General features: G+C 43.3%; 22 protein-coding genes and 2 other annotated features. Of the genes, 13 read left to right on the top strand and 9 right to left on the bottom strand.

The window, feature by feature from the left end; all coding sequences use genetic code 11:
• Window positions 1–73: 73 nt before the first annotated feature.
• The 5 genes from ACIPK1_RS03325 to mvk all read right to left on the bottom strand — a co-directional run bounded on the left by ACIPK1_RS03325 (window position 74) and on the right by mvk (window position 6,370).
• The gene (locus ACIPK1_RS03325; protein WP_051154593.1) at window positions 74–1,996 is read right to left on the bottom strand and encodes a heavy metal translocating P-type ATPase; all 1,923 of its coding nucleotides are present in this window, start codon (window positions 1,994–1,996) and stop codon (window positions 74–76) included.
• 294 nt (window positions 1,997–2,290) lie between these two features.
• Complete coding sequence (gene fni, locus ACIPK1_RS03320; RefSeq protein ID WP_060791520.1) at window positions 2,291–3,331, bottom strand: type 2 isopentenyl-diphosphate Delta-isomerase; 1,041 nt, start codon at window positions 3,329–3,331, stop codon at window positions 2,291–2,293.
• Window positions 3,328–4,410: a phosphomevalonate kinase gene (locus ACIPK1_RS03315; RefSeq protein WP_005233792.1), complete on the bottom strand. Its 1,083-nt coding sequence runs from the start codon at window positions 4,408–4,410 to the stop codon at window positions 3,328–3,330. The genes fni and ACIPK1_RS03315 overlap by 4 nt, the downstream gene beginning before the upstream one ends.
• Window positions 4,411–4,446: 36 nt before the next feature.
• Entirely contained in the window at window positions 4,447–5,445 is a 999-nt protein-coding gene (gene mvaD, locus ACIPK1_RS03310; RefSeq protein ID WP_400449910.1) for a diphosphomevalonate decarboxylase, read from the bottom strand.
• A complete protein-coding gene (gene mvk / locus ACIPK1_RS03305; protein WP_301387873.1) occupies window positions 5,438–6,370 on the bottom strand; it encodes a mevalonate kinase in 933 nt (310 codons plus the stop codon). The genes mvaD and mvk overlap by 8 nt, the downstream gene beginning before the upstream one ends.
• A 305-nt stretch (window positions 6,371–6,675) precedes the next feature.
• Here mvk and ACIPK1_RS03300 point away from each other — a divergent pair, with 305 nt between their 5' ends.
• Together ACIPK1_RS03300 and ACIPK1_RS03295 are read left to right on the top strand one after the other, a co-directional pair.
• Complete coding sequence (locus tag ACIPK1_RS03300) at window positions 6,676–7,320, top strand: deoxynucleoside kinase (RefSeq protein WP_008379503.1); 645 nt, start codon at window positions 6,676–6,678, stop codon at window positions 7,318–7,320.
• A 90-nt stretch (window positions 7,321–7,410) separates the two neighbouring features.
• On the top strand, window positions 7,411–8,316 hold the full coding sequence (locus ACIPK1_RS03295; protein ID WP_008379505.1) for a magnesium transporter CorA family protein: 906 nt from the start codon (window positions 7,411–7,413) through the stop codon (window positions 8,314–8,316).
• On the opposite strand, the gene ACIPK1_RS03290 is transcribed toward ACIPK1_RS03295, so the two are convergent.
• The gene (locus tag ACIPK1_RS03290) at window positions 8,313–8,948 is read right to left on the bottom strand and encodes a pentapeptide repeat-containing protein (protein WP_400449907.1); all 636 of its coding nucleotides are present in this window, start codon (window positions 8,946–8,948) and stop codon (window positions 8,313–8,315) included. The two genes, ACIPK1_RS03295 and ACIPK1_RS03290, sit on opposite strands and share 4 nt — an antisense overlap.
• A gap of 332 nt (window positions 8,949–9,280) precedes the next feature.
• Here ACIPK1_RS03290 and nox point away from each other — a divergent pair, with 332 nt between their 5' ends.
• The 5 genes from nox to ACIPK1_RS03265 all read left to right on the top strand — a co-directional run bounded on the left by nox (window position 9,281) and on the right by ACIPK1_RS03265 (window position 13,905).
• Complete coding sequence (nox, locus tag ACIPK1_RS03285; RefSeq protein WP_005228102.1) at window positions 9,281–10,615, top strand: H2O-forming NADH oxidase; 1,335 nt, start codon at window positions 9,281–9,283, stop codon at window positions 10,613–10,615.
• Window positions 10,616–10,714: 99 nt separating this feature from the next.
• Window positions 10,715–10,838: a sequence feature (ribosomal protein L20 leader region), on the top strand.
• Window positions 10,839–10,885: 47 nt separating this feature from the next.
• On the top strand, window positions 10,886–11,407 hold the full coding sequence (infC, locus tag ACIPK1_RS03280) for a translation initiation factor IF-3 (protein ID WP_005228103.1): 522 nt from the start codon (window positions 10,886–10,888) through the stop codon (window positions 11,405–11,407).
• 60 nt (window positions 11,408–11,467) lie between these two features.
• Window positions 11,468–11,668 carry a 50S ribosomal protein L35 gene (rpmI, locus tag ACIPK1_RS03275; protein ID WP_003128650.1) on the top strand — a complete coding sequence of 67 codons (201 nt, stop codon included), beginning with the start codon at window positions 11,468–11,470 and terminating at the stop codon, window positions 11,666–11,668.
• Window positions 11,669–11,731: 63 nt separating this feature from the next.
• On the top strand, window positions 11,732–12,091 hold the full coding sequence (rplT, locus tag ACIPK1_RS03270; protein ID WP_010749133.1) for a 50S ribosomal protein L20: 360 nt from the start codon (window positions 11,732–11,734) through the stop codon (window positions 12,089–12,091).
• A 194-nt stretch (window positions 12,092–12,285) separates the two neighbouring features.
• Window positions 12,286–13,905 carry an ABC transporter ATP-binding protein gene (locus tag ACIPK1_RS03265; protein ID WP_400449901.1) on the top strand — a complete coding sequence of 540 codons (1,620 nt, stop codon included), beginning with the start codon at window positions 12,286–12,288 and terminating at the stop codon, window positions 13,903–13,905.
• 24 nt (window positions 13,906–13,929) lie between these two features.
• Here the strand turns inward: ACIPK1_RS03265 and ACIPK1_RS03260 are convergent, their stop codons facing one another.
• On the bottom strand, window positions 13,930–14,505 hold the full coding sequence (locus ACIPK1_RS03260; RefSeq protein WP_042890653.1) for a helix-turn-helix transcriptional regulator: 576 nt from the start codon (window positions 14,503–14,505) through the stop codon (window positions 13,930–13,932).
• 550 nt (window positions 14,506–15,055) lie between these two features.
• Between ACIPK1_RS03260 and ACIPK1_RS03255 the strand changes: the two genes are divergently transcribed.
• From ACIPK1_RS03255 to ACIPK1_RS03230, 6 genes are all read left to right on the top strand, one after another.
• Window positions 15,056–15,655 carry an MptD family putative ECF transporter S component gene (locus tag ACIPK1_RS03255; protein WP_005233871.1) on the top strand — a complete coding sequence of 200 codons (600 nt, stop codon included), beginning with the start codon at window positions 15,056–15,058 and terminating at the stop codon, window positions 15,653–15,655.
• Entirely contained in the window at window positions 15,652–16,353 is a 702-nt protein-coding gene (locus ACIPK1_RS03250; RefSeq protein WP_008379524.1) for an energy-coupling factor transporter transmembrane component T, read from the top strand. Before ACIPK1_RS03255 ends, ACIPK1_RS03250 begins: the two co-directional genes overlap by 4 nt.
• On the top strand, window positions 16,350–17,786 hold the full coding sequence (locus ACIPK1_RS03245) for an ABC transporter ATP-binding protein (RefSeq protein WP_086316578.1): 1,437 nt from the start codon (window positions 16,350–16,352) through the stop codon (window positions 17,784–17,786). The genes ACIPK1_RS03250 and ACIPK1_RS03245 overlap by 4 nt, the downstream gene beginning before the upstream one ends.
• Window positions 17,787–17,927: 141 nt before the next feature.
• Window positions 17,928–18,635 carry a response regulator transcription factor gene (locus ACIPK1_RS03240; protein ID WP_034878320.1) on the top strand — a complete coding sequence of 236 codons (708 nt, stop codon included), beginning with the start codon at window positions 17,928–17,930 and terminating at the stop codon, window positions 18,633–18,635.
• The gene (locus ACIPK1_RS03235) at window positions 18,625–19,983 is read left to right on the top strand and encodes a cell wall metabolism sensor histidine kinase WalK (RefSeq protein ID WP_301387896.1); all 1,359 of its coding nucleotides are present in this window, start codon (window positions 18,625–18,627) and stop codon (window positions 19,981–19,983) included. The genes ACIPK1_RS03240 and ACIPK1_RS03235 overlap by 11 nt, the downstream gene beginning before the upstream one ends.
• Window positions 19,984–20,090: 107 nt before the next feature.
• Window positions 20,091–20,729, top strand: coding sequence for a PepSY domain-containing protein (locus tag ACIPK1_RS03230; RefSeq protein WP_061053303.1), 639 nt, complete (start codon window positions 20,091–20,093; stop codon window positions 20,727–20,729).
• 68 nt (window positions 20,730–20,797) lie between these two features.
• On the opposite strand, the gene ACIPK1_RS03225 is transcribed toward ACIPK1_RS03230, so the two are convergent.
• Window positions 20,798–20,968, bottom strand: coding sequence for a hypothetical protein (locus ACIPK1_RS03225; protein WP_008379536.1), 171 nt, complete (start codon window positions 20,966–20,968; stop codon window positions 20,798–20,800).
• Between the two features lie 90 nt (window positions 20,969–21,058).
• Window positions 21,059–21,493 (bottom strand): thioesterase family protein, encoded by a 435-nt coding sequence (locus tag ACIPK1_RS03220; RefSeq protein ID WP_008379539.1) that lies wholly within the window; start codon window positions 21,491–21,493, stop codon window positions 21,059–21,061.
• 189 nt (window positions 21,494–21,682) lie between these two features.
• Window positions 21,683–21,887 (top strand) — a binding site (T-box leader).
• Window positions 21,888–21,962 lie beyond the last annotated feature (75 nt).

Here is a 21,962-nt window from a genome sequence, read left to right as displayed (position 1 = left end):
AACAGCAAAACGCCCGTTGATGGACTTCTAGTGAAGTGCCAACAATGGGCGTTTTTGCTAGTGCAAATAGTGGTCACGTATGCAAAGACTGTTGATACAAGACACAATCATCGCAATCTTTGCGGGTTGGTTTGGCTTGCTGGGGTGTTTCTTTGTGTAATGGCAAAAGCATACGCAACCCGTTTAAGATAACTAAGATCGTGCTTCCTTCATGACCCACGACCCCTAGAGGTAGCGTGAGAAATTCAAGGAAGTTTGAAGCGATCAGCAACAAGATGACACTGATAGAAAAGACGATGTTTTGTTTGATGATCCGCTGTAATTTCTTAGCCAAACGGTGACTGTCGACCAAACGCAGCAAATCATTTTTCATCAAGACGATCTCCGCCACATCCATTGCGACATCTGTTCCTTCGCCCATCGCGATCCCTACACTTGCGGTCGCTAAGGCGGGGGCATCATTGATCCCATCACCGACCATCGCATTGATTTGGTAGGTTTCTTTCATTTCTTTGATCCGAGTGGTTTTCTCATCAGGCAGGCAATCACTTTCGTAGTCAGACAAGCCGATTTCTGCGGCGATCACTTTGGCAGTACCTAAATGATCACCCGTCAGCATCGTCGTGTGAATTCCTTGCTTATTGAAGTAGGCAAGACTCTCACGAGCTTCAGGACGGGGCTGATCCAATAGTGCTAAATACCCTGCTAATACACGGTCACGATTGATATAAATCAAGGTTTTTCCGGCTGCTTTCAATTCTTGGATGCGGGTTTGTTCACTGACAGCAACAGAGGTTAGATCGACTTCTTTTCCAATCGTCCAATGGGCAGCTTGGTAAGTGGTGGCTAGACCGACCCCCGCTTGTTCTTCCACTGCTAATTCCAATGGTCTTTCATCGTGGAAATACGCCAAGATCGCTTCAGCCAATGGGTGATTTGATTGTTTTTCCATCCCAACAATCAGTTGGGGGATAAACGGTTCATCCAGCAATAGATGAACATCAGTGACAGCAGGTTTGCCTCGAGTCAGCGTTCCGGTTTTGTCAAAAGCGATCGCTTTGACATTGGCAAAGGCATCCAAGGCTTGTCCGCCTTTGCATAAAACGCCCAAACGAGCAGCGTGAGAAATGGCTGCTAACGTCGCAGGAGTAGCAGAGGCGACTAAGGCACAAGGGGATGCCACTACTAGTAAGACCATGCCACGATAAAAACTTTCTTGGAACCCCCAATTCGTGAAAAACGTACACAAAACGATCATTAGTGGGACGGCGATCAGGACGATCGGCACATAGATCCGTTCGATTTTTTCGATCAGGGTCGCCGTTTGACTTGGCATTTGCTGCGCTTCTTCCACCAATTGAATGATTTTTGCAAAGCGGGTGTTTTCACTCGTTTGAGTAACTTCAATGTACAATGGCTGCCCAAGGTTGATGGTTCCCCCAAAGACTTCACTGCCTAAACGTTTCTCGACAGGAATGGATTCGCCACTGATGGCCGCCTCATCAACACTGCTGGTTCCTTGGATCACGATACCGTCGATCGGGATCGCACTGCCTTTTGCCACCATAATCGTATCTTTTAACTGAAGGGCTTCGACTGGTACTTCGACGAGCTCCCCAGATTCAATCATTTTTAAGGCAGTCGTTGGTTGCAGTGCCATTAATGAACTAATTTCTCGCGTACTTTTGTTGGTCGTATATTCCTCAAGGGCACCGCTCAAACAAAAGATAAAGGTCAGCATCGCCCCTTCAAACCAATGCCCAATGATACAGGCACCAATGGCGGCTAACGCCATCAGTAGATCGACGTTCAACCGTTTGTCGTGCACCAATTCTTGCGTGCCTTCCCAGGTTTGTTTCCAACCCCCGGCAAGAATCGCTAACAGATAAGGGACAAAGCTATAAGGAATGGAAAAAGATGCCATAAGAAAGCCAGTTGCCATCAATAGCAAACAAGCAATCGTTGAAAAAACAGCCGACGATTCGGATTTACTCATAAGAAACGCCTCCTTTTGAATGTAGTCTAGGAATGAAAAAACCGATCCTTTTCTCAAGAAACAATCGATTGTTCCTCCCTCAACTTGAGCATAGCACATTCGAAAACAAGATGGTAAAAAAACAACGTACCTGATAATGAAAGTGATTATCAAGTAGCGATTAAATAACGCTACTATCCAAATGATAAATGGAAACTCACTATTATAGAAAAAAGAACACAAAAAAAGCAGCACAATAAAAAACGAATTGTACTGCTTTTACTTATTTGATGTGGTAGTCAGCGATTGGATCTCTCAACGCAAACTATACTTTGCTAAGGGAATTTGACGTGCTTCACACCACTCTTTGACAGCGCCAGAAAAAATCAGCTGAACCTTGGTGAGGTCTTTAGTGCTTGTCTGTCCTGCCATTGTGTAGAGCAGCTGCAGCTGTTCCTTCCATGATTGTAAGGTGGCGATGGTTTCTTCTTTGCCTTTTGACAAAAGCAGCACGAGGATCGTGGCGGATAGTCCTACGCTATCCGCACCAAGGCAAAGTGCTTTGAAGATATCGTAAGCATCCCGAACGCCGCCTGAAGCGATGCGGGTAAAGGGCTGTTGGATCTCATTTGCTTCCAGCAAGGAAATCACGGTGGATTGGCCGAAGGTATCAAGATACGCCAATTCACGTTTTTTTCGACGAGCATTTTCGATTTGCGTAAAACTTGTGCCGCCGCTACCAGCAACATCAATCGTTTGTACGCCGATCGCCAGTAACTGCTGGATCGTTTCACGGGACATCCCAAAGCCGACTTCTTTGATGACAACCGGAACGGCAACGGAAGCAATCGTTTTTTCCAATAAGGACAGCCATTGGCTAAATTGACGATCGCCTTCGGGCATCACTAATTCTTGTGGTGCATTAAGATGGATCTGCAAGGCGTCGGCGCCAAACAGTTCTACTGCCCGTTGTGCATTTTCAACGGGACTGCCCGCACCAATATTGGCTAATAAGAAGCCGTCAGGATTGGCTTTGCGGACGATGCGGAAAGAATCGGCGACACTTGGGTCTTTTAAGGCAGCCGAAACGGAGCCGGTTGCCATCATCAAATCACAGGCTTGCGCGATCTCTGCTAACTCTTGATTGATTTTTAAGGTTTTTTCACTGCCGCCTGTCATGGCATTGATGAAAAAAGGGCTGGAAAATGAGCGGTCAAAGACAGTCGTCGTAATTGCCACATCAGCCACGTCAATTTGCGGAAAGGACTGGTGGACCAAGCGAACTGCATCAAAATCGTTGCTGTGTTCTTTATGAAACGCTTTTGCTAAGGAAACATGTTCATCTTTTCGATTCATGATAGGTCCTCCCGGTAATGGTAAACATGCAGCGGCAATGGGGTGATCTCGGCTTTTTCCCACGCACTCATCAATGGTAAAATACCGGTTTTCTGGTCAACGATCACGATGCCGCAATCGCCACCGCCGGCACCAGAAGATTTGGCTGCGCCACAATAATTTTCTGCTAGATCACAAAGCTTTTTAAGTGCGGGGGTTTCAATCGGTACACCAGTTAGTGCAGACAACTCTCGCAGGAGCTTTCGATTTTCCGTGATCATTTTTTTGATCGTGCGACTGTCTTCATTTAAGAAGCCGTCGATCAATCGATTGACGCAGTCTTTGCTGGCTGCTAAAAAGGCGGCATAGGCGTTTTCTTTTTCTTCTTTGGATTGATAGACTTGATCCACTAAATCAGAAGTAGAGGCAGGAGAGCCTGTCCAACCAATCAATAGTCGAAGAGATTTCGGAACCGTCAAGGGACGGATCGATAATCCTGGCCAATCGAAAGCAATCAATTCTGTTAAGGTATGGTCCTTTTGTTTGGCTAAGACCCAGTCGTGATCGAAGGTTGAAAAAGCGATCCAGCCGCCATAACAAGAGGCCGCAATATCACCGCACGACCCATTGCCTTGAACAGCGAGATGGGCAAGAGCCGCAATTTTGAATTGGGTCAACCGATCCATTTCCATTTGATAGTACAGATTCAATGCTTTGACCGTGGCAACAGTCACGGCACCGCTGGAACCGAGGCCATATTTGCGACCATTCGAGTTATCCAGTTCACTGGTCACTTTTAAATCGTAAAAGGAAAGGGGGATGCCTTTTTCTTGGGCATATTTTTCCGTCAGACGAATGGCTGCCAAAATATAGTGGAAAGGATTATCCCGATGGTCTAAGACTAATTCGCCTTTGCGACGCGTCCAGCGAATCGGCAGGTCGCTGTATTGGGCAGACTGGATGCTGCCGTTTTTACGGGCCTCTTCCACATTGACTGTAATAAATTGGTCAACGGCAACGATGATTGCAGGATGACCAGGTTCGACAACGGCGTATTCACCAGCAATAAATAGTTTTCCGGGAACGGATAGTTCAATCATTTCGACACTCCTAATCGATGGCTTCTTAATGGCTTCTTAGTTGATGGCAGAAGATTCTTCCACCGGTAAAAAGGCTAATCCTTTGCCCGCGTGAGCAGTTACTAATTGTTCTGAGGCAAAGTGAGCACTTAATTCACGTAAAATCGTTTGTTCTTCTTGTTTTTGGCATAAAACTTTGACATTGGGACCAGCATCCATCGTGAAATAGCAAGCCAATCCTTTTTTTCGCAGCATTCGGACACATTCCATAGCTCGTAAAGATTCAGAAGACCAATAAGTAAAAGGTGGTTCGGCGGCTAAGGTCGTTCCATGCATTTTCAAGGCGTTGGCCTCGGTCGTTTCCCCTAAAGCAGTAAAGTCTTTTTCGGCAATCGCTTGTTTCATTTTCACGAGATCGGTGGCAGTGGCAGAAAGCCAGCCTGGATAAAAGCTCGAGGTTTCAACGGTTCGGCGCATCCCCTCACGACTGGAGACTTCTTTGGCTTGTGCGTTGATCAAAATAAAGATCATACTCAATTCTTCTTCCCAGCCATTCGACGGCACTTGCGTGGCAAAAGAAGTCTCATCGGTGCCTTGATGCCATTCAGCAAAGCCGCCGTAGATACTCCGACACGCCGAACCAGAACCGCGACGGGCCAAACGGGATAACTCTTGCTCCGACAAGTTTAAGTCCAGTGCTTCACTACAGGCACCCGCCAAGGCCGCTAATCCGCTGGCAGAAGAGGCAAGTCCAGCAGCGGTTGGGACGAAGTTTTGACTTTCCACCGTGGCATACCACGGGCAGTCCGCTTTTTTTCGTACCAGATCCAAAAAGTCCGCAACTTTTTTTGTGGCAGCGTCTGTTTGCACCACACCATCCAGCGTAAAGCAATCCTTTGGAAAATCAGGTGAAAAAGCCACCGTTGTTTCTGTGTAAAAAGCATCGAGGGTCAGGGACAAACTATTGTTCATCGGTAAAATGAAAGTTTCATCTTGTTTTCCCCAATACTTGATCAATGCGATATTCGTGTAGGCGCGAGCCTTTCCCTTATACATGTTCATAAACTCCTAATCCTTGTATCCATGCCGCACGAGCGCCATCGGACAATAAAATACGGCTGATATTCTCAGCCTGTTCCTTCGTTTTGGTTAGTGCGATCATACAGCCGCCCCGGCCCCCGCCGGTCAGCTTTGCCCCGTAAGCACCGTGTGCCAACGCTAAGGAAACCAACTGATCCAGTTGCTGATTGCTGACCCCTAGCTGCTGCAGTGCCTGATGGGCGTTGTTCATGCTTTCACCTAATACTTCTAATTGATTGGCTATGATGGCCTCTTTAGCTTTTTTGGTTTCGATCCCTAAACGCTGGATTGCTTGACTAGCCAGCTGCTTGCTGGTTTCAAAAAGATGGGCGACACTTTTGACTGCTTCTCTCGTTTGCCCTTTGATTCCAGTATCAGCGACGAGCAAATAACCGTCGATCGTGAGGGGAAACGAAGTGATGGGATGCCCTTTGATAAAGTAAATGGCATCTGTCCCACTGGCTGCCGCAGCATCGATCCCGCTAGGATTGCCATGAGCGATTTTTTCAGAAAAGTTGACATAGGTCATCAATTCTTCTTTTGTAAAGTCTTTTTTGATCCAATCAAAAAAAGCGCGAGTCAGTGCAACAGCGACCGCCGCGCTAGAACCCATTCCCCGTTCAGAAGGGATAGTGCTGACGATGGAGGTTGCAAAAGGACCCGTGTGGAAGTCTTGTTGCAGACGATGCAGCAAGTCTTTGACATTTTTTAAGTGGCTGGGGACTTCTTCAAGCAGACCGTGATAGTAACTTGAAATCAAGGTGTTTGTTGCATTTGCTGTAATCTCGACTTGTACTTTTGCTCCCGCAAAAGGGAAAGCAATTGCTGGTTCACCGTAAACAACTGAATGTTCACCCATTAAGATGATTTTTCCTGTAGCTATGCCAGTACCAATTGACATTATTTTCCTCATTTCTCTAGGGAGCTTACCCCACATGATTCATTTATCGTTTGTCAGTCAATTGTAACTATCTCCTGACAAAAACACAATTTAATTAAAGATCCTTTCCTATTTTACTAGAAGAAGGCTCTTTCGTTAAGCATTCCGTATGAGATTTCAAAAAAAAGCAAAAATCTTTAAACTTTTATTGAAAAAATTCTTGATCTGTGCTTCAAAAGTTTCAGTTGACGGCACAAGATATAGTGTTGTATAGTTGATATCGCAAATGCAACATACAATATTTAGTGATGAGTGAGTTGGGGGATATGAGCGTGATCGTATTAGCAGGAACGATTGGTGCCGGTAAATCAAGTTTGACCGCATTGATCGCCAATCATTTTGGCAGTCAAGCCTTTTATGAATCGATCGATGACAATGAAGTGTTACCATTATTTTATGCAGATCCAAATAAATATGCGTTTTTACTGCAAATCTATTTCTTAAATAAACGATTTGAAAGTATCAAGCAAGCCATGAAAGACGACAATAACGTCCTGGACCGTTCCATTTATGAGGATTCACTGTTGTTCCATTTAAATGCGGACCTTGGGCGAGCGACCGATACCGAGGTCAAAGTCTATGATGAATTGTTAGCCAATATGTTAGAAGAGCTGCCGTATGCAGCCCACAAAAAGCATCCAGATCTTTTGGTGCATATTCGCGTTTCTTTTGAAACGATGCTCGAGCGTATTGAAAAACGTGGGCGGGAATATGAGCAGTTGACCTTTGATCCTTCGTTATACGACTATTACAAAGAGTTGAACAAACGCTACGATCAATGGTACGAAGAGTACAATGAGAGTCCAAAGATCCAGATCGATGGCGATCAATTCAATTTTGTCGAAGACCCGCAAGCGGCACAGGCCGTTTTAACGATGGTGGAAGAGGCCTTGAAAGACGCCCGTAAATAAGTAATAGCTGATACAGCCAGGAAAGTCCTTTGATTGGGCTTCTGGCTGTTTTCTTTTATAATAGAAGAAAGCAAGAGTGGAGGATGGATTGTGGAAAACAAACATGTCTTTTATGACGGAAACTATGAATGGATTCAAGTCGACCAACAAGACGCAAAAAGCGTGATGGCACTGCAAAAACAATATCATTTGTCTGACGAGATGCTTACGTACTCTTTAGATAAAAACGAACGCGCGCGGGTCGAATATGATGCCGAAGAGGAAGCATTGCTGCTGGTTTTCAATGTACCTCAGCAAGAAAAGCGTGAAAATCATTTTGAGACCAGCCCGATGACGTTTATTTTAAAAAGGAAGCAACTCTTTACTTTTGCATCCCACAATACCCGTTATGTGATTCCAATGATGGAGCGCTTGATCCTGCAAAACCCGCTGCAAACGCCCATTCATTTTTTGTTTCAAAGCTTGTTCTTGATTTCTGGCACGTTTTTTCCGTTAGTCGAAGAAGTCAATAGTGAGCGGATTCGCTTGAATCAGCGACTACGGGAAAAAACAACCAATAAAAACTTACTGCAAATGTCTGATTTGGAAGTTGGACTGGTTTTTTTAGTGTCTGCCACGAAACAAAATGCGGTCCTCTTGGAGCAAATCAAAGCATTATCCATTTATCGTTTGATGGATGATGATGAGCGGGAACAACTGGATGATGCCTTGATCGAAGCCAAACAGGCAGTGGAAATGACCCAACTGGCATTCCAAATTTTGGAACAATTGTCTGGTACCTACAATAATCTATTAAACAATAACTTGAATGATACCATGAAGTTTTTGACCGTTTGGTCCCTCTTATTGACTGTGCCTTCCATCGTCACCAGTTTCTTTGGCATGAATGTTCCGCTGCCTTTTACCAATAGTATTTTCGGTTGGGGTATTGCCTTGTTGATCAGTTTAGTGTTATCCGTCTGGATGTTGATTGCTTTATGGCGCAGAATTCGTTAGTCGATCACCAAACCTAGACCGGCGGCGATGACCAAGGCTTGTTCTTGATCGACTGTTAGTCCTCGCAAGTGTTCAAAGGACAACGCGATCTTTTGAAATTGATTGGTCCGAAAATCTAAAGTTGCTAATTTTGTGTGAAACCAGTTGCTATTGTTCAACTGGTTTTCTTGTAGCGTCAAGTGTTTCCAATCCATCTCATAAAACTCACAGTCGTTTAGTTGGCACTGACGAAACAGCATCGTCCGTAAATTGGTATTGCTAAAAGAAGCAAAGTTTGCCACGCAATCTTCAAAGGTACAGTCACGGAAATAGCTTTCCGCAAAATTCGTACCAGTCAATTTACACTGTTTAAAGTGAACGCGATGAAAGCTGGCACCAAAACATTCCAGATTAGAAAAATCGCAGTTCTCAAAGAGGACATTTTGACATTCCCATTGAATCAAGCGTGTTTTTTGCATCGTCACTTTCTTGAAATGACATTGCTTCAAGATAAGGTTTTTGCAAGTATCATAGCTATAATCACCGCCTTCGAACACCCCCCCTTCGAAAAGCAGTTCTTCTTCTAAATAAAAATCCTGTGGCTCTAATGCCGACAATAAGGGCGGTAGTGGCAATACGATTTTTTTCTTCATCAAGATCCCATCCTGTATGTTTTTCTCTCAGTATAACACGGCGAATCGATGCCGCGATAGTTACGAAAAAGCGGTGGGGCATTGTGAAATTTATTCAATCGGTTTGCAGAATGCTTTTATAACAAGGAAAACCTTTGATTTTGAATACATATTTTTTCACAATCTTTTTACTTGCAAGACGAAAATAATTTTGATATAGAAACTTAACCCGCTGAAAGTGACGTATATCAACGGAAAACTGTCACAAATTTTTAAAATCGCGAAAAAGTTGATAGTTTTCAAATTCACAAGCGAGCTATAATGACAATGTAAACAAAAGGAGGAAATTTTCCATGACAAAAACAGTTATTATCGGTGCAAACCACGCGGGGATTGCTGCTGCCAATACACTATTAGATAACTACAAAGACCAAGAGGTCGTAATGATCGACCGTAATACAAACTTAAGCTACCTAGGTTGTGGGACTGCTTTATGGGTTGGACGTCAAATCGATTCATACGAAGGCTTGTTCTATACAAAACGTGAAGATTTTGAAGCAAAAGGTGCAAAAATTCATATGGAAACAGTGGTTGACCATATCGATTTTGAGAAAAAAGAAGTGCACGCTGTAACCAATGACGGTGAAACGATCGTTGAATCTTATGATAAAGTTGTCATCGCAACTGGTTCTGTGCCAATTTCACCAAAAGTACCTGGACGTGATTTGAAAAACATCCATTTCTTGAAAAAATTCCAAGATGGACAAACGGTTGATAAAGAGTTAGCCTCAGAAGACGTGAAAAACGTTGCCGTTATCGGTGCTGGTTACATCGGTGTTGAAATTGCTGAAGCAGCAAAACGCCGTGGCAAAAATGTGTTGCTTTTTGATGCAGCGACACGGGCATTGCCAAACTACTACGACAAATGGTTCACAGAAGATATGGACAAAAACTTAGCTGACAATGGTATTGAATTGCATTTCGGTGAATTAGCACGTGAATACAAAGGAACAGAGAAAGTAGAAGCAGTTGTAACAGACAACGGCGAATACCCAGTTGATCTAGTGATCAACGCGATCGGTTTCTTACCAAACAACGAGTTAGGCAAAGATCATTTGGAATTGTTTGCTAACGGCGCGTACTTAGTGGACCGCCATCAACGGACAAGCGATGCAGATGTTTACGCAGTCGGTGACTGTGCAACGGTGTACTCAAATGCTTTGCAACAAACAACGTATATCGCATTAGCAACGAATGCCGTACGTTCAGGGATCGTCGCTGCCCATAATATCGGCGGAACGTCTCTAGAATCAACAGGTGTTCAAGGATCAAACGGGATTTCGATCTTCGGCTACAACATGGTTTCAACTGGCTTGTCAGTCGAAGCTGCCGAACGTAATGGCATGAAAGTGAAATACTCTGATTACGAAGATACCCAAAAACCAGGCTTCATGAAAGAAAATGCGACGGTTAAGATCCGCATCGTCTATGAAGAAGAAACACGCCGCATCGTTGGTGCACAAATGGCATCACGTACATCTGAAATCGCAATGGGCATCCACATGTTCTCACTAGCGATCGAAGAAGGCGTAACGATCGACAAGATGAAGCTATTAGATATCTTCTTCTTGCCTCACTTCAATCAACCATACAACTACATCACGATGGCTGCGTTGAAAGCAGAATAAGAAACACGAAAGTCGGAGCGTATGCTCCGGCTTTTTTTTGAAACAATCATGAAAACTGTTGACAATAAGAGGAAAAAGCAGTATACTATAAAAGTTGAGAAATAAAAGCAGAAGCACCCGCTTCTCGCCTGAGTGAAGATATCGCTGGGCAGAATAGGATTCCTACCATTTATTTGTGTGGAGTACGTGCGGGTTCGTGAAGAACTCGTTTTTTTATTGTCTGATTTCGAATCGACAAGCTTTTCTTTCTCTCAAAAAACTCGGAGGTGAATGACCATAGCAAAGGATATGATGGTAAACGACGGCATTCGTGCACGTGAATTGCGTTTGATTGATCAAAACGGCGAACAACTTGGTGTAAAGAGTAAAGCTGAAGCATTGCAAATTGCAGAACGAGCAAACCTTGATGTGGTATTGGTGGCACCAAATGCTAAGCCGCCAGTAGCAAGAATTATGGATTACGGGAAATTCCGCTTTGAGCAACAGAAAAAAGACCGTGAAGCTCGTAAGAAACAAAAAGTAATCAACATTAAAGAGGTTCGTTTAAGTCCAACGATCGACGTCAATGATTTCAATACAAAATTGCGTAATGCACGTAAATTCCTTGAAAAAGGGGACAAAGTGAAAGCTTCGATCCGTTTCAAAGGCCGTGCCATTACCCATAAAGAAATTGGTCAGAAAGTGTTAGATCGTTTGGCGGAAGAAACTGCTGATTTGGCAACTGTTGAGCAAAAGCCAAAAATGGATGGCCGCAGTATGTTCTTAGTCTTAGCACCAAAAAACGATAAATAATGACTCACTGAGTTTCAGTTTAAAGTCAGATAACGAAAGATTTTGAGGAGGAAATTAGTTATGCCAAAACAAAAAACACACCGCGGATTAGCAAAACGCGTAAAACGCACTGGCGGCGGCGGATTGAAACGCTTCCGTGCCTTTACCAGTCACCGTTTCCACGGCAAAACAAAAAAACAACGTCGTCAATTGCGTAAAGCTTCAATGGTTTCAGCTGGCGATTACAAACGTATCCGTCAACAACTAGCACGCATGAAATAATTGCGTAACCCAAGCTTCACGTATACAAACAATTATCGATTTTCATATTAGGAGGAATTATACATGGCACGTGTTAAAGGTGGAACAGTAACTCGTAAACGTCGTAAAAAAGTGCTTAAATTAGCAAAAGGTTACTACGGTTCTAAACACACTCTATTTAAAACAGCAAAAGAACAAGTAATGAATTCATACAACTACGCATACCGCGATCGTCGTCAAAAGAAACGCGACTTCCGCAAATTGTGGATCGCTCGTATCAACGCAGCGGCTCGTATGAATGGCTTAAGCTACTCAAAATTGATGCACGGCTTGAAATTAGCTGAAATCGACATCAACCGCAAAATGTTAGCTGACTTGGCTGTAAACGATGCAGCAGCATTTACTGCATTAGCTGACCAAGCAAAAGACGCTTTAAACAAATAATCAATCGTTGGCAACAACGTTAGCCCCGCTCTTTGAGCGGGGTTTTTTTGTTTTTCTCGATGACCGAGGAATGGTTTCTCACTATCTTTCATACGTTTCTTTCCATTAAGCGAAAAATAGATTATACTTTTGAAAGCGGTTATTTTATTTATCTCACGACTTTTCCACGAACACTGCAGCAAAAGGAGCTTACGATGGCGATTGATTTATGGCGGCATTTTAAAAAAGGATTGACGGTATATATTGGGATTGGAATTGCGGTCTCATTTTTGAGTGCCGCGAATGTCTTTTATTTTCAAAAATTACTCGATTCATTTGGCAAGACATTTTATTGGTCAGTTATTTTTATCTATGGGTTAACGCTTGTACTGGTACCGCTTTTGTCCTATCTCGAGCAGAAACCCAAAACGAAATTGCACAACAGCATGTATTTCTATCTCAAAGAACAAGCTTTAGTGAAAATCAGCAAGATTACCTATTCTGAATACTTGCAGATTGGCTCTGGAGCACTCTTACAGAAAACTGAAGCGGGAGCAGCGGCGGGTAGAAATATCCATTTGAATTTTTATGGACGCTTGTTTAAAGAATTGCTTCCCGAAACACTGTTTAACTTAGCTTTTATTGCTATGATCGATAAAAGGTTGATTCCAGCGATCCTTGTGGGCTATCTAGTGGTGTTTATCGTGACCAATTTGCTTTTGAAAGTTTTACGCTCTCTCAAAGAACGTGCGCTAGTTTCAGAAGAAGCCATGAACAGCACCTTTATCCGCGGATTAACGGAAATGGTCACGTTTCGGATCAATAAACGGTTTGAAAAAGAGATCGCACAATATAAAAATATGTCTGCTGACACAACAGAACGTTTGACGAAAATGACGATGATCCATGAGTTTTTCTTTGGTTTTTTTGCAGTTTTAGTCGCATTGATCAAAGTCGCAATTGTGGTATTGGCATTCACAAATCAGATTACAGTCAGCTTGGGCGGTTTAGCAGCACTGATTATTTATGTGGATCGAATCTATACGCCTGTTGCAATATTTAACGTGATTTTTGTTCAATACAGCTTAGATAAAGTTGCCTTTGCACGGTTAAATGAATTTTTCTATCTGCCAGAGGACAAAGCATTAACACAAGGAGATGCATTGTCTGAGACCATCAACTATATCACAGTTAAGGATCTATCCGTCATACTTCAAGAAAAGAAAATCTTAACCGATAGCACACTGGAGCTGAAGCGGGGAGCGATTTATGGGTTAGTAGGAGAAAGCGGCGCAGGAAAATCAACGCTGATCAAAACGATTTTAGGCTTGTATCAGCCGACGACCGGTGCAGTTCTGATCAATCACAAAAATTTGGCTGCTTACAACTTAAATGATTACTATCAGCATGTCTTTTATCTATCGCAAGATGCGCCAATATTCCAAGGAACGCTGAAAGAAAATATCATTTTTGATAAGGAAATCGCAGACGAGGAAATCATAGCGGTATTAGAAAAATGTCAATTAGGCGCATTCTATCAGGCACTCAAGGGAGGAATGTCTGCTGAAATTGGAGAAAAAGGAGCCAACCTTTCTGGTGGGGAAAAACAGCGGATCGCTTTTGCCCGATTGTTTTTCACAAACGCAGAAGTCATTGTCCTTGATGAAGCCACATCTGCTTTAGACGAAACAACAGAAGAAAAGCTTTTTGCAGCGATCAAAGACCAATTGAAAAATAAACTAGTCATTATGATCACCCATCGCCCGAAAAATTTGATTTATGCGGATGAGATCATTGAATTGAAAAAAACACAGGTTGAAGCGGCTTCATCATAAAAGCAGCTTCAACCTGTGTTTTGATCAGCGCATCAGTAAATGCGGCAGTGTACTAAGCCATGCAAGCATGCCGACAATCAAGGCAAAGACCAAGACGATGACTGTTTTTGAGAGGAAATCTTTTTTGATGTCCCGCTTTTTCCTAATGGCATCGAGTTCTTGATTTTCCATGAAGGCAACGATCTCTTTATACGTTTTGATATTTTGGGTTTTCTTGATTTTTTCGATCTTCAATGCGGCATACATGGAGACGAGCCAAAAACATAGAGGAGGGGCAATCCACCAGTGTCCTGGTAAAAAGAGAGCAGGCCCAACAGATAATGCGGCCAACAATGTAAAGACTAACATTATTTTCGTGTAGTGATCCATTGCTGTTTTCTCAATCGTTTCTTTCATTTGTTCAATATCCCCTTTGACTAATTCATCTAAAGAAACATCAAATAGAACACTGAGCAATAATAAGTTGTGAACATCAGGATAACTTTTTTCATTCTCCCAATTTGAGATTGTTTGTCGGGAGACATAGAGTTTTTCTGCCAGCCCTTCCTGAGAGAGACTTAATCGTTCCCGATGTTTTTTTATTTGTTTGCTTAAGTTCATTTTATCCGCTCCTTCTACCATTAGTGTAGGCCAATGTCTGCTTTTTAACGATCAAATGTCTTTGACAACGCCTTGAAGTCAAGTGTCAAAATGTTTTTACAGTTGGGTTTATGCTGTTTACACAGCAGTACAGCGTTGATTTTCTTCAACGAATAAGCGACAGTCAGCTTTCTTATTGTTTTTTTTTAGAAGCACCTGCTGGTTTCTTAATAAAGAAAATGATGAAGAGCATGTGCTGATTTTTAATGTTTGTCTTTATCTATTATTCATTAATTTCGCAAAGATGGGAAGAGGAGAAAACAACTAAGCGTGTGAAAGCATCATTTTTCCATTAGTGGATCTTTAAAAGTCCCTGTGTGTTGAAATGGAGCCATTCAGAAGTCACGTCTGTTTGTTGGTTCTGTTCTAGAAGAAAATCGACTGTTGATAAGCATATCTCCCCATAAAAACGTCTGCTTTGTGCTATACTGAGGCTTTGTAAAAATAAGTTTGTACAAGCAAGCAGCAACGGTTTTTTCATTGATTGCTTGCAAGAAGGAGCGTATACGCAGTGAAAAAACTAAAGGTTCAAGATTTAATTGCAGTGGGGATCTATACAGCGATCTATTTTCTTTTAATGAGCGTCTGTCTATTGATTTTGCGTTTTGTGATCCCAGGTTTTCATAATTTATTTATTCCAGCAGTCACCGCTTTGTTTTCTGGCATTATCTATCTGATTTTATTGAATAAAGTACCGAAATTTGGCGCAATCACCATTATGGGTACCGTGGTAGGGCTCTTTTTTTTGATTTCAGGACATTTTCCATTGGCCTTTTTGCCCAATATGATTTGTGCCTTAACAGCTGATTTGATTCAATACAAAACAAAGCTCAAAGAGAACGTTCGCGTACTGGCGAGTTATATCGTCTTTAGTTTTGGCTTGATGGGCCCAATCTTGCCCCTGTGGTTTATGAAAAATGCCTACATCGATTCATTAGTGGCTCGCGGAAAAGATGAAACCTACATTGCCGGTGTGTTTGCTCATACCTCCAATGTGATGTTGGGGCTTTGTGCATTGGCCGTTTTGATTGGTGCGGTGGCTGGTTTAGGCATTGGTAGCCGCTTGATGGAAAAACATTTTCAACCAACGATCCAATCGCATAAAGGGTGAGGAATGTGTCGAAAACAAGGTTTGATCCCCGCAGCAAATTGGCGGTGATTCTCTTTGCTAGTTTTACTATGATGGTGTCCATTAGCTGGATCGATGAGTTTGTCTTTGTCACGTTCTTGCTGCTGCTATTTTTAGTCAGCGGCTTTTGGAAAAAAGGCCTGATGTTCTATGGCGTGTTTGTCTTGCTGACACTGGCAGATAGTTTTTTGTTTCGCCAAGGAAACCACCTATTGATCGTGTTGCTGGATTTCTTTTCCGTCGGTTATCGCCGCTTATTGCCAACGATCATGGCGGCGGCTTTTGCCATTAGTGGGACGAAGAACAGTGAGTGGATGGCGGCGTTGCAAAAAATGCACGTGCCCAATGTATTATTAGTCCCGCTGGCAGTCTTATTTCGTTTTTTTCCCACATTGGTACAAGATTTCAAAAGTATTCGCCAAGCGATGCGCTTTCGCGGCATCTCGCTGTCGGCAGGATCGATCTTGCTTCATCCACTGCAAAGTGCGGAGTATTTTTTGATCCCATTACTGATGTCGGCTGAAAAGACCGCAACCGAACTGTCGGCTACGGCGCTGGTTCGCGGGTTAGCATCAGAAACTCCCCATACCACCGTCCACGAACTGAAGCTGCGCTGGTGGGATGGCTTGGTCTTTTTAGCATTAGGCGGCTTTATCGTGAAAAGGATGTGGCTTGGATGATCACACTAGAACAAGTGTCAGTGAAACGAGAAAATCGAACCGTATTATCTGAGCTTTCTTTGACAGTCGCAGCTGGGGAAGTTATCGTTTTGTGCGGCGCTAGCGGCAGCGGAAAATCGACCTTGCTCAATGTTTTGAATGGCTTGATCCCTGAGCTGTATCCCGCCGAAGTGCAAGGAAAGATCCGTGTCGGAGAAACAGACTTGCCAGTTGCCGATTTCTCCCATTATGCCCAGACGATTGGCGTCGTCTTTCAAAACCCCAAGACTCAATTTTTCACCACGGATGTCTATTCGGAGTTAGCTTTTTCGATGGAAAATGCGGGCGTCGCACCAGAAAACATTCGGCAGCGAATCACCGAAGTAGCACAGCAGTTTTCCCTGACCCCGTTGCTTGATGCTAGTGTCTTTGACCTATCTGGTGGGGAGAAGCAGCTGATTGCTCTCGCTGCAGCCACGATGCTGCCCCATGATGTGTTCTTATTGGATGAGCCTTCCAGTAATTTGGATCAAGAAGCGATCCAAAAGTTGACTCAAGGATTGGCTTCTTTAAAACAACAAGGGAAAACCATTGTGATCGCCGAACACCGCTTGGCGTATTTGGCGCCACTGGCAGACCGCTTTTGCTTATTAGAAGCAGGGCGGTTGCGGGCGTCCTATCCAGCAGCTCAGCTGTTGTCACTGCCCGAGGAGGCAATTCACGAGTTGGGATTGCGAAAAGTAGGCGAGGCGGCATTGGAAAATCAGCACTGCCGAGAATCTTTGCCAGAAAAGTCTGGATTAAGGGCAACGCATCTGCAGATCAAGCAATCGAAACGCTCAGCAAACAGCAGAAATTGGGCGCTTAACTTGCCTGAACTACAATTGCCGACGAAGCAAGCTGTGGGGATCGTTGGACCAAATGGTGCTGGCAAAAGTACGTTGGTGCAAGTCCTGTCAGGATTGAAAAAATGTCCAGAAGCAGTATTTGCCATCAATGGACAAAAGCGGACCCAAAAGCAGCTGCTGCAGGAAAGCTTTCTTGTGATGCAGGATGTTAACTTGCAGCTGTTTTTTGAAACGGTGGAAAAAGAGCTGCTGATCAAAGCCCAAAACCCAGCTCGTTTTGAAGAAATTGTCTCATTGTTGCACTTAACACCACTCCTTGCCCGACATCCGCAAAGCTTGTCGGGTGGGGAAAAACAACGAGTTGCGATTGGCAGTGCCTTGCTTTCTGGCAAACGTTTGTTGTTTTTCGATGAACCAACGAGTGGATTAGATTTGCAGCAAATGGAGGAAGTCGCAAAACTACTGCGAATAGTTGCCAAAGAAGTTGATTTATTAGCCGTGATCAGTCATGATCGTGAGTTTTTAGCTGAAACATGTCCTTACATGATTCAACTCGAAAAAGGAGAACTTGTTGGCACGTATCAGCTGGCAAAAAATATGGAATAACTGAAAGACGGAGTGAACCTTGGTTCATGCCGTCTTTTTTTGGTCGAACATGAAAAAATCTTCATGTTTTTTTCTTTCAATCAGTTAGGAAGTTTTGAAAAAATCCGTTATGATAGAAGCAAAACCAGAGGAGGAGCGCATATGACTTTGAAGATCTTGCTAGTAGAAGACGAAGAAAGTTTAGCCAGTTTTATCCAGTCCGAATTGACTTTTGAGGGATATGGCACGGTCTGGGCCAAAGATGGGCAAGAGGCATTGACCTTGTTCAATCAGCAAGCAAATGCTTTTGATCTGATTTTATTGGATTGGATGCTGCCAATCTATGATGGCATCACAGTGGCGCGGCGGATACGCAAAGAAAGCGACATCCCGATTTTGATGATGACCGCCAGAAATCAAACCGCCGATGTGGTGACGGGGCTTGATGTTGGGTTAGATGATTATTTAACGAAACCTTTTGAAATCGAAGAACTGTTTGCCAGAATTCGCGTGATCGAGCGGCGGCTGCAAAGAGAAGCCAAACAACAAAAGAACCAGCAAAACCAATTAGTGGCGGGGGAGCTGATGATGGACATCGCCAAGCACTTGGTTCAGGTTGCCGGTGAAACCATTGAGTTGACGCCCAAAGAGTTTGGGATTTTATATGAATTGATGAAAGAGCCGGAAGTCGTCAAAACCAGAGATGACCTATTGAATGAGATTTGGGGTTATGAATACGACGGTCAAACGAATGTTGTAGATGTCTATATCCGTACACTGCGGAACAAGCTGGATGTTTGCGGCAAAGGCAAAATGATCGCAACCGTTCGAGGATTAGGCTATGTCTTGAGGACCGACCATGAAGAATAAGTCAGTCAACCAACGTAGAAAAACAGCCCAGTTTCAATTGACGAGCCGCTTTTCCTTGATACTCTTTGGTCTGCTGATTCTCTTCAATCTGCTGTTTATTTTATTATCCGTAGGTTATTTGTTTGAACATATCGAAAATCGTGCCAGCAACATTCTTGAAGCCATCGAAAAAGGCGAGGCATCAGGGGATACCTGGGACACTCTCGTCAATGCCTATGTTTCGGCAGATGAAGAAGACGCCCTGCAAGTGATCTTAGCCGATGGCAGTGTCGTTTCATCAGAAGATGCGGAAGAGATTTTTGCCGATATCAATCAAGGACGAGTGATGCCATTTCTCGAAGACATCGTTTTTACAGAGGATGGCATCTATTACACGAAAACCCAAGAAGTCGATGGGGATCAGGTGACGATCGCTATCAATGGGGAGGATAGTGTGGAATTAGCCTATGGTCTCTTTATGATCAGCAGTTTCTTGAATCTGATCGCTGTTGTGATTGGCAGCCTGCTGATTTATTGGAGTGTCGGGAAATGGAGTCAGAAACTTACCGGCATGGCGCAAGAAATTGCTGCCATTGAACAAAGCCGACAAGGAGAATTGTCAGTGTCTGAAGAACCCATCGAGATTCGTTCGGTGGCCTTGGCGTTCAATAAATTGTTGAAAGAACAGCGTGAGACGATCGAACGGGAAAAACGATTCGTTGCCGATGCTTCCCATGAGCTGCGCACACCTTTGGCTGCGATTCGCGGACATGTCCAATTGATCCAGCGGCGTGGAACCAAACATCCCGAAGTCATTCCTTCCTCGATGGCATTTATTGACAAAGAGTCGAAGCGTTTGGAAACATTGAGCAATCAATTGCTAGACCTAGAAAAAAATCAATCCCAAGAAGAAATGACCCTTGTTAATGTTTCCCAGATCGTCCGAGAAGAGTGTGAAAAACAAGCGACGATCGTTCCGCAATCGATTGAATATTTTGTGGAGAACCAATGTATGAAGCGAGGACATAAACGTGACTTCCAGCAAATCATCCAAAACCTGTTAGAAAATGCCGCGAAGTATTCGCCTGTTGATCAGCCGATTCATGTGACCTTGACACAAGAGCAAAGGCAGTTGTCTTTAACCGTCGTCGATTTTGGCATTGGGATTCCCGATGATAAGAAAGCCTTGATTTTTGAACGGTTCTATCGGGTAGAAGATTCTCGTTCTAGCCAGATTGCCGGTTCAGGCATTGGGCTTTCACTGGTAAAACAGCTGGCAGACAAATATCATGCCAAAATCACCGTGACAGACAATCAACCGCAAGGCAGTATCTTTAAGCTGGCCTTTCCAAATGAAAGAGAAAGATGAAGATTTTTTTAGATTTTCTTCAAGCAATTTTGATTCTTTTTCTTTGGGAACTTGTTATTCTAAATATATAGAAAAAAGGAATACACAAACAATTGGAGGAATGAAACATGAAAAAAACAACTATTTTATTCGGAATTGCCGCATTAGGGTTATTGGCAGGATGTACACAAAACAACACGGGAAATTCAGAACCTGCGCAAAACAGCAGCTCAAGCACAGCAGTTGCCTCATCAAGTGAAACAACCTCATCACAAGCAGCGGACAGCTCTTCAAGCAGTGCAGCGATCGCCAATGGGGGCTTGCCTACGGTGACCGTAGAAGAAGCGATCCAAGTATTCCAAGACAAATACCCAGATGCAGCGATCACTTCGATTGATTTGGATACTTCTTTTGGCAATTACTTCTACCAAGTAGAAGGCGTGGATGAAACGAATGAGTTTGAATTAAAGATCGATGCAGAAACCAAAGAAACTTCTGAAGAAAGAACGGAAAAATTGGATGCCGATGAACAAAACGGTGTCAAAAAAGATGCCGATCAATTGGACCTAACCAACTTGCTTTCATTGGAAGAAATTTCTGATATCGCCGTGAAAGAAGCTGGCGGTGGTCAAGCAACAGATTGGTCATTAGACAAAGAAATGAATGTAACCTATTGGGAAGTCAAAGTAGAAGATGGCAACAAACAAACAGATGTGAAAATCAATGCCCAAACAGGTGAAGTACTTGAAACAGAATTGGATGACTAATCCTTTTACGCAGTAAAAAAGATAAGCCGCTATCGTCTATGCGCAAAAGACGATAACGGCTTATTTCTTTACGTATGCTGTTTGACTTCAGTTAACGGTTTGACGCGACCACCAATTTTATCTGCAAATGCTTCGGACTGCTTCCGATCTTCAAAGACCCATAACTTGTCTGGAATTTTTTCACGAGTGCGACGACCATCTTTGCCAATGTAACCATGCAAAACTTTAATCACGTACATCGCCATCATCCTTCCCTGAAATTACTTTTGATTATACGAAAGCCGTTTCAAAAAGCAAGGATTTTGACTTAAATGAGTGATCAGAATTGATTATTCTCCTGACAGGGCAGCATAATCAGCAAATCGTTGATGGATTTCAGGAAAACTACGCTTCAGCTGCACGATGCGATTGGTCTCTTTTGCTAAAAAACAATGCTTTGAAGTCCCCGTCGTAGCCAACTGACCATCGCTAGTTTTGTAGATCTCATAGCGAAAATCCAAACGCGTGCCCGTATATTTGTCGACCAAAACATCGATTCGCACCTCATCTTCGTAACGAATCATCGTTTTGTATTGCGCACTGACTTCCAGCACGGGAACGATCAAGCCAGCTTCTTCGATCGTATGATACGGTAAATCCAAAAACGCCAGTAATTCCACGCGGGCCTCTTCAAACCAGCGGATATAATTGGCGTGATGGATGATCGCCATTTGATCGGTCTCATAGTAGTGTGGTTGACGGATATAGCCTGAATATAAAGACATAAAAACAGCTCCTTTCATAGAAACAAAACCTTCGTTATTCAGCATAACGCAAAAAGAAAGAAAAGCAAACAGAAGGGTAACTTCTTTGCGTTGACTACTAGAGAAAACGCTACTTGAAAGCAGCGGAGTGAAAAAGACAGTGAAACACCTTGACTTTTTCATAGCTTTCTTGTAGTTTATAGATAATATCAAAAATCAGTGAAGGATCGAGTACTTTATTCTATTCCTTAAAAGAGAAAACTGCCCCGGCTGAAAGCAGTTTAGGACGTGTAAAGGAAAGACAATCTGGAGATGAACAGAAGAAAAGCTGTTCCGTGACCGAGCGTTAATCGAGAGGAGAAGAACATTTCTCGAATTTAGGTGGTACCGCGTGTAATCAAAACTCGCCCTTGTATAAAAAAACAAGGGCGAGTTTTTTGCTGTGAATCACTATGATTGGCTTGCGGAGCAAGACAGAATAGATGATGAA

The organism is Enterococcus sp. NPDC086594 (assembly GCF_044746145.1).
Classification (GTDB): Bacteria; Bacillota; Bacilli; order Lactobacillales; family Enterococcaceae; genus Enterococcus_D; species Enterococcus_D entomosocium.
Note: the sequence above shows the minus strand (reverse complement) of the source record. Positions and strands in the feature narration are given on the sequence as shown.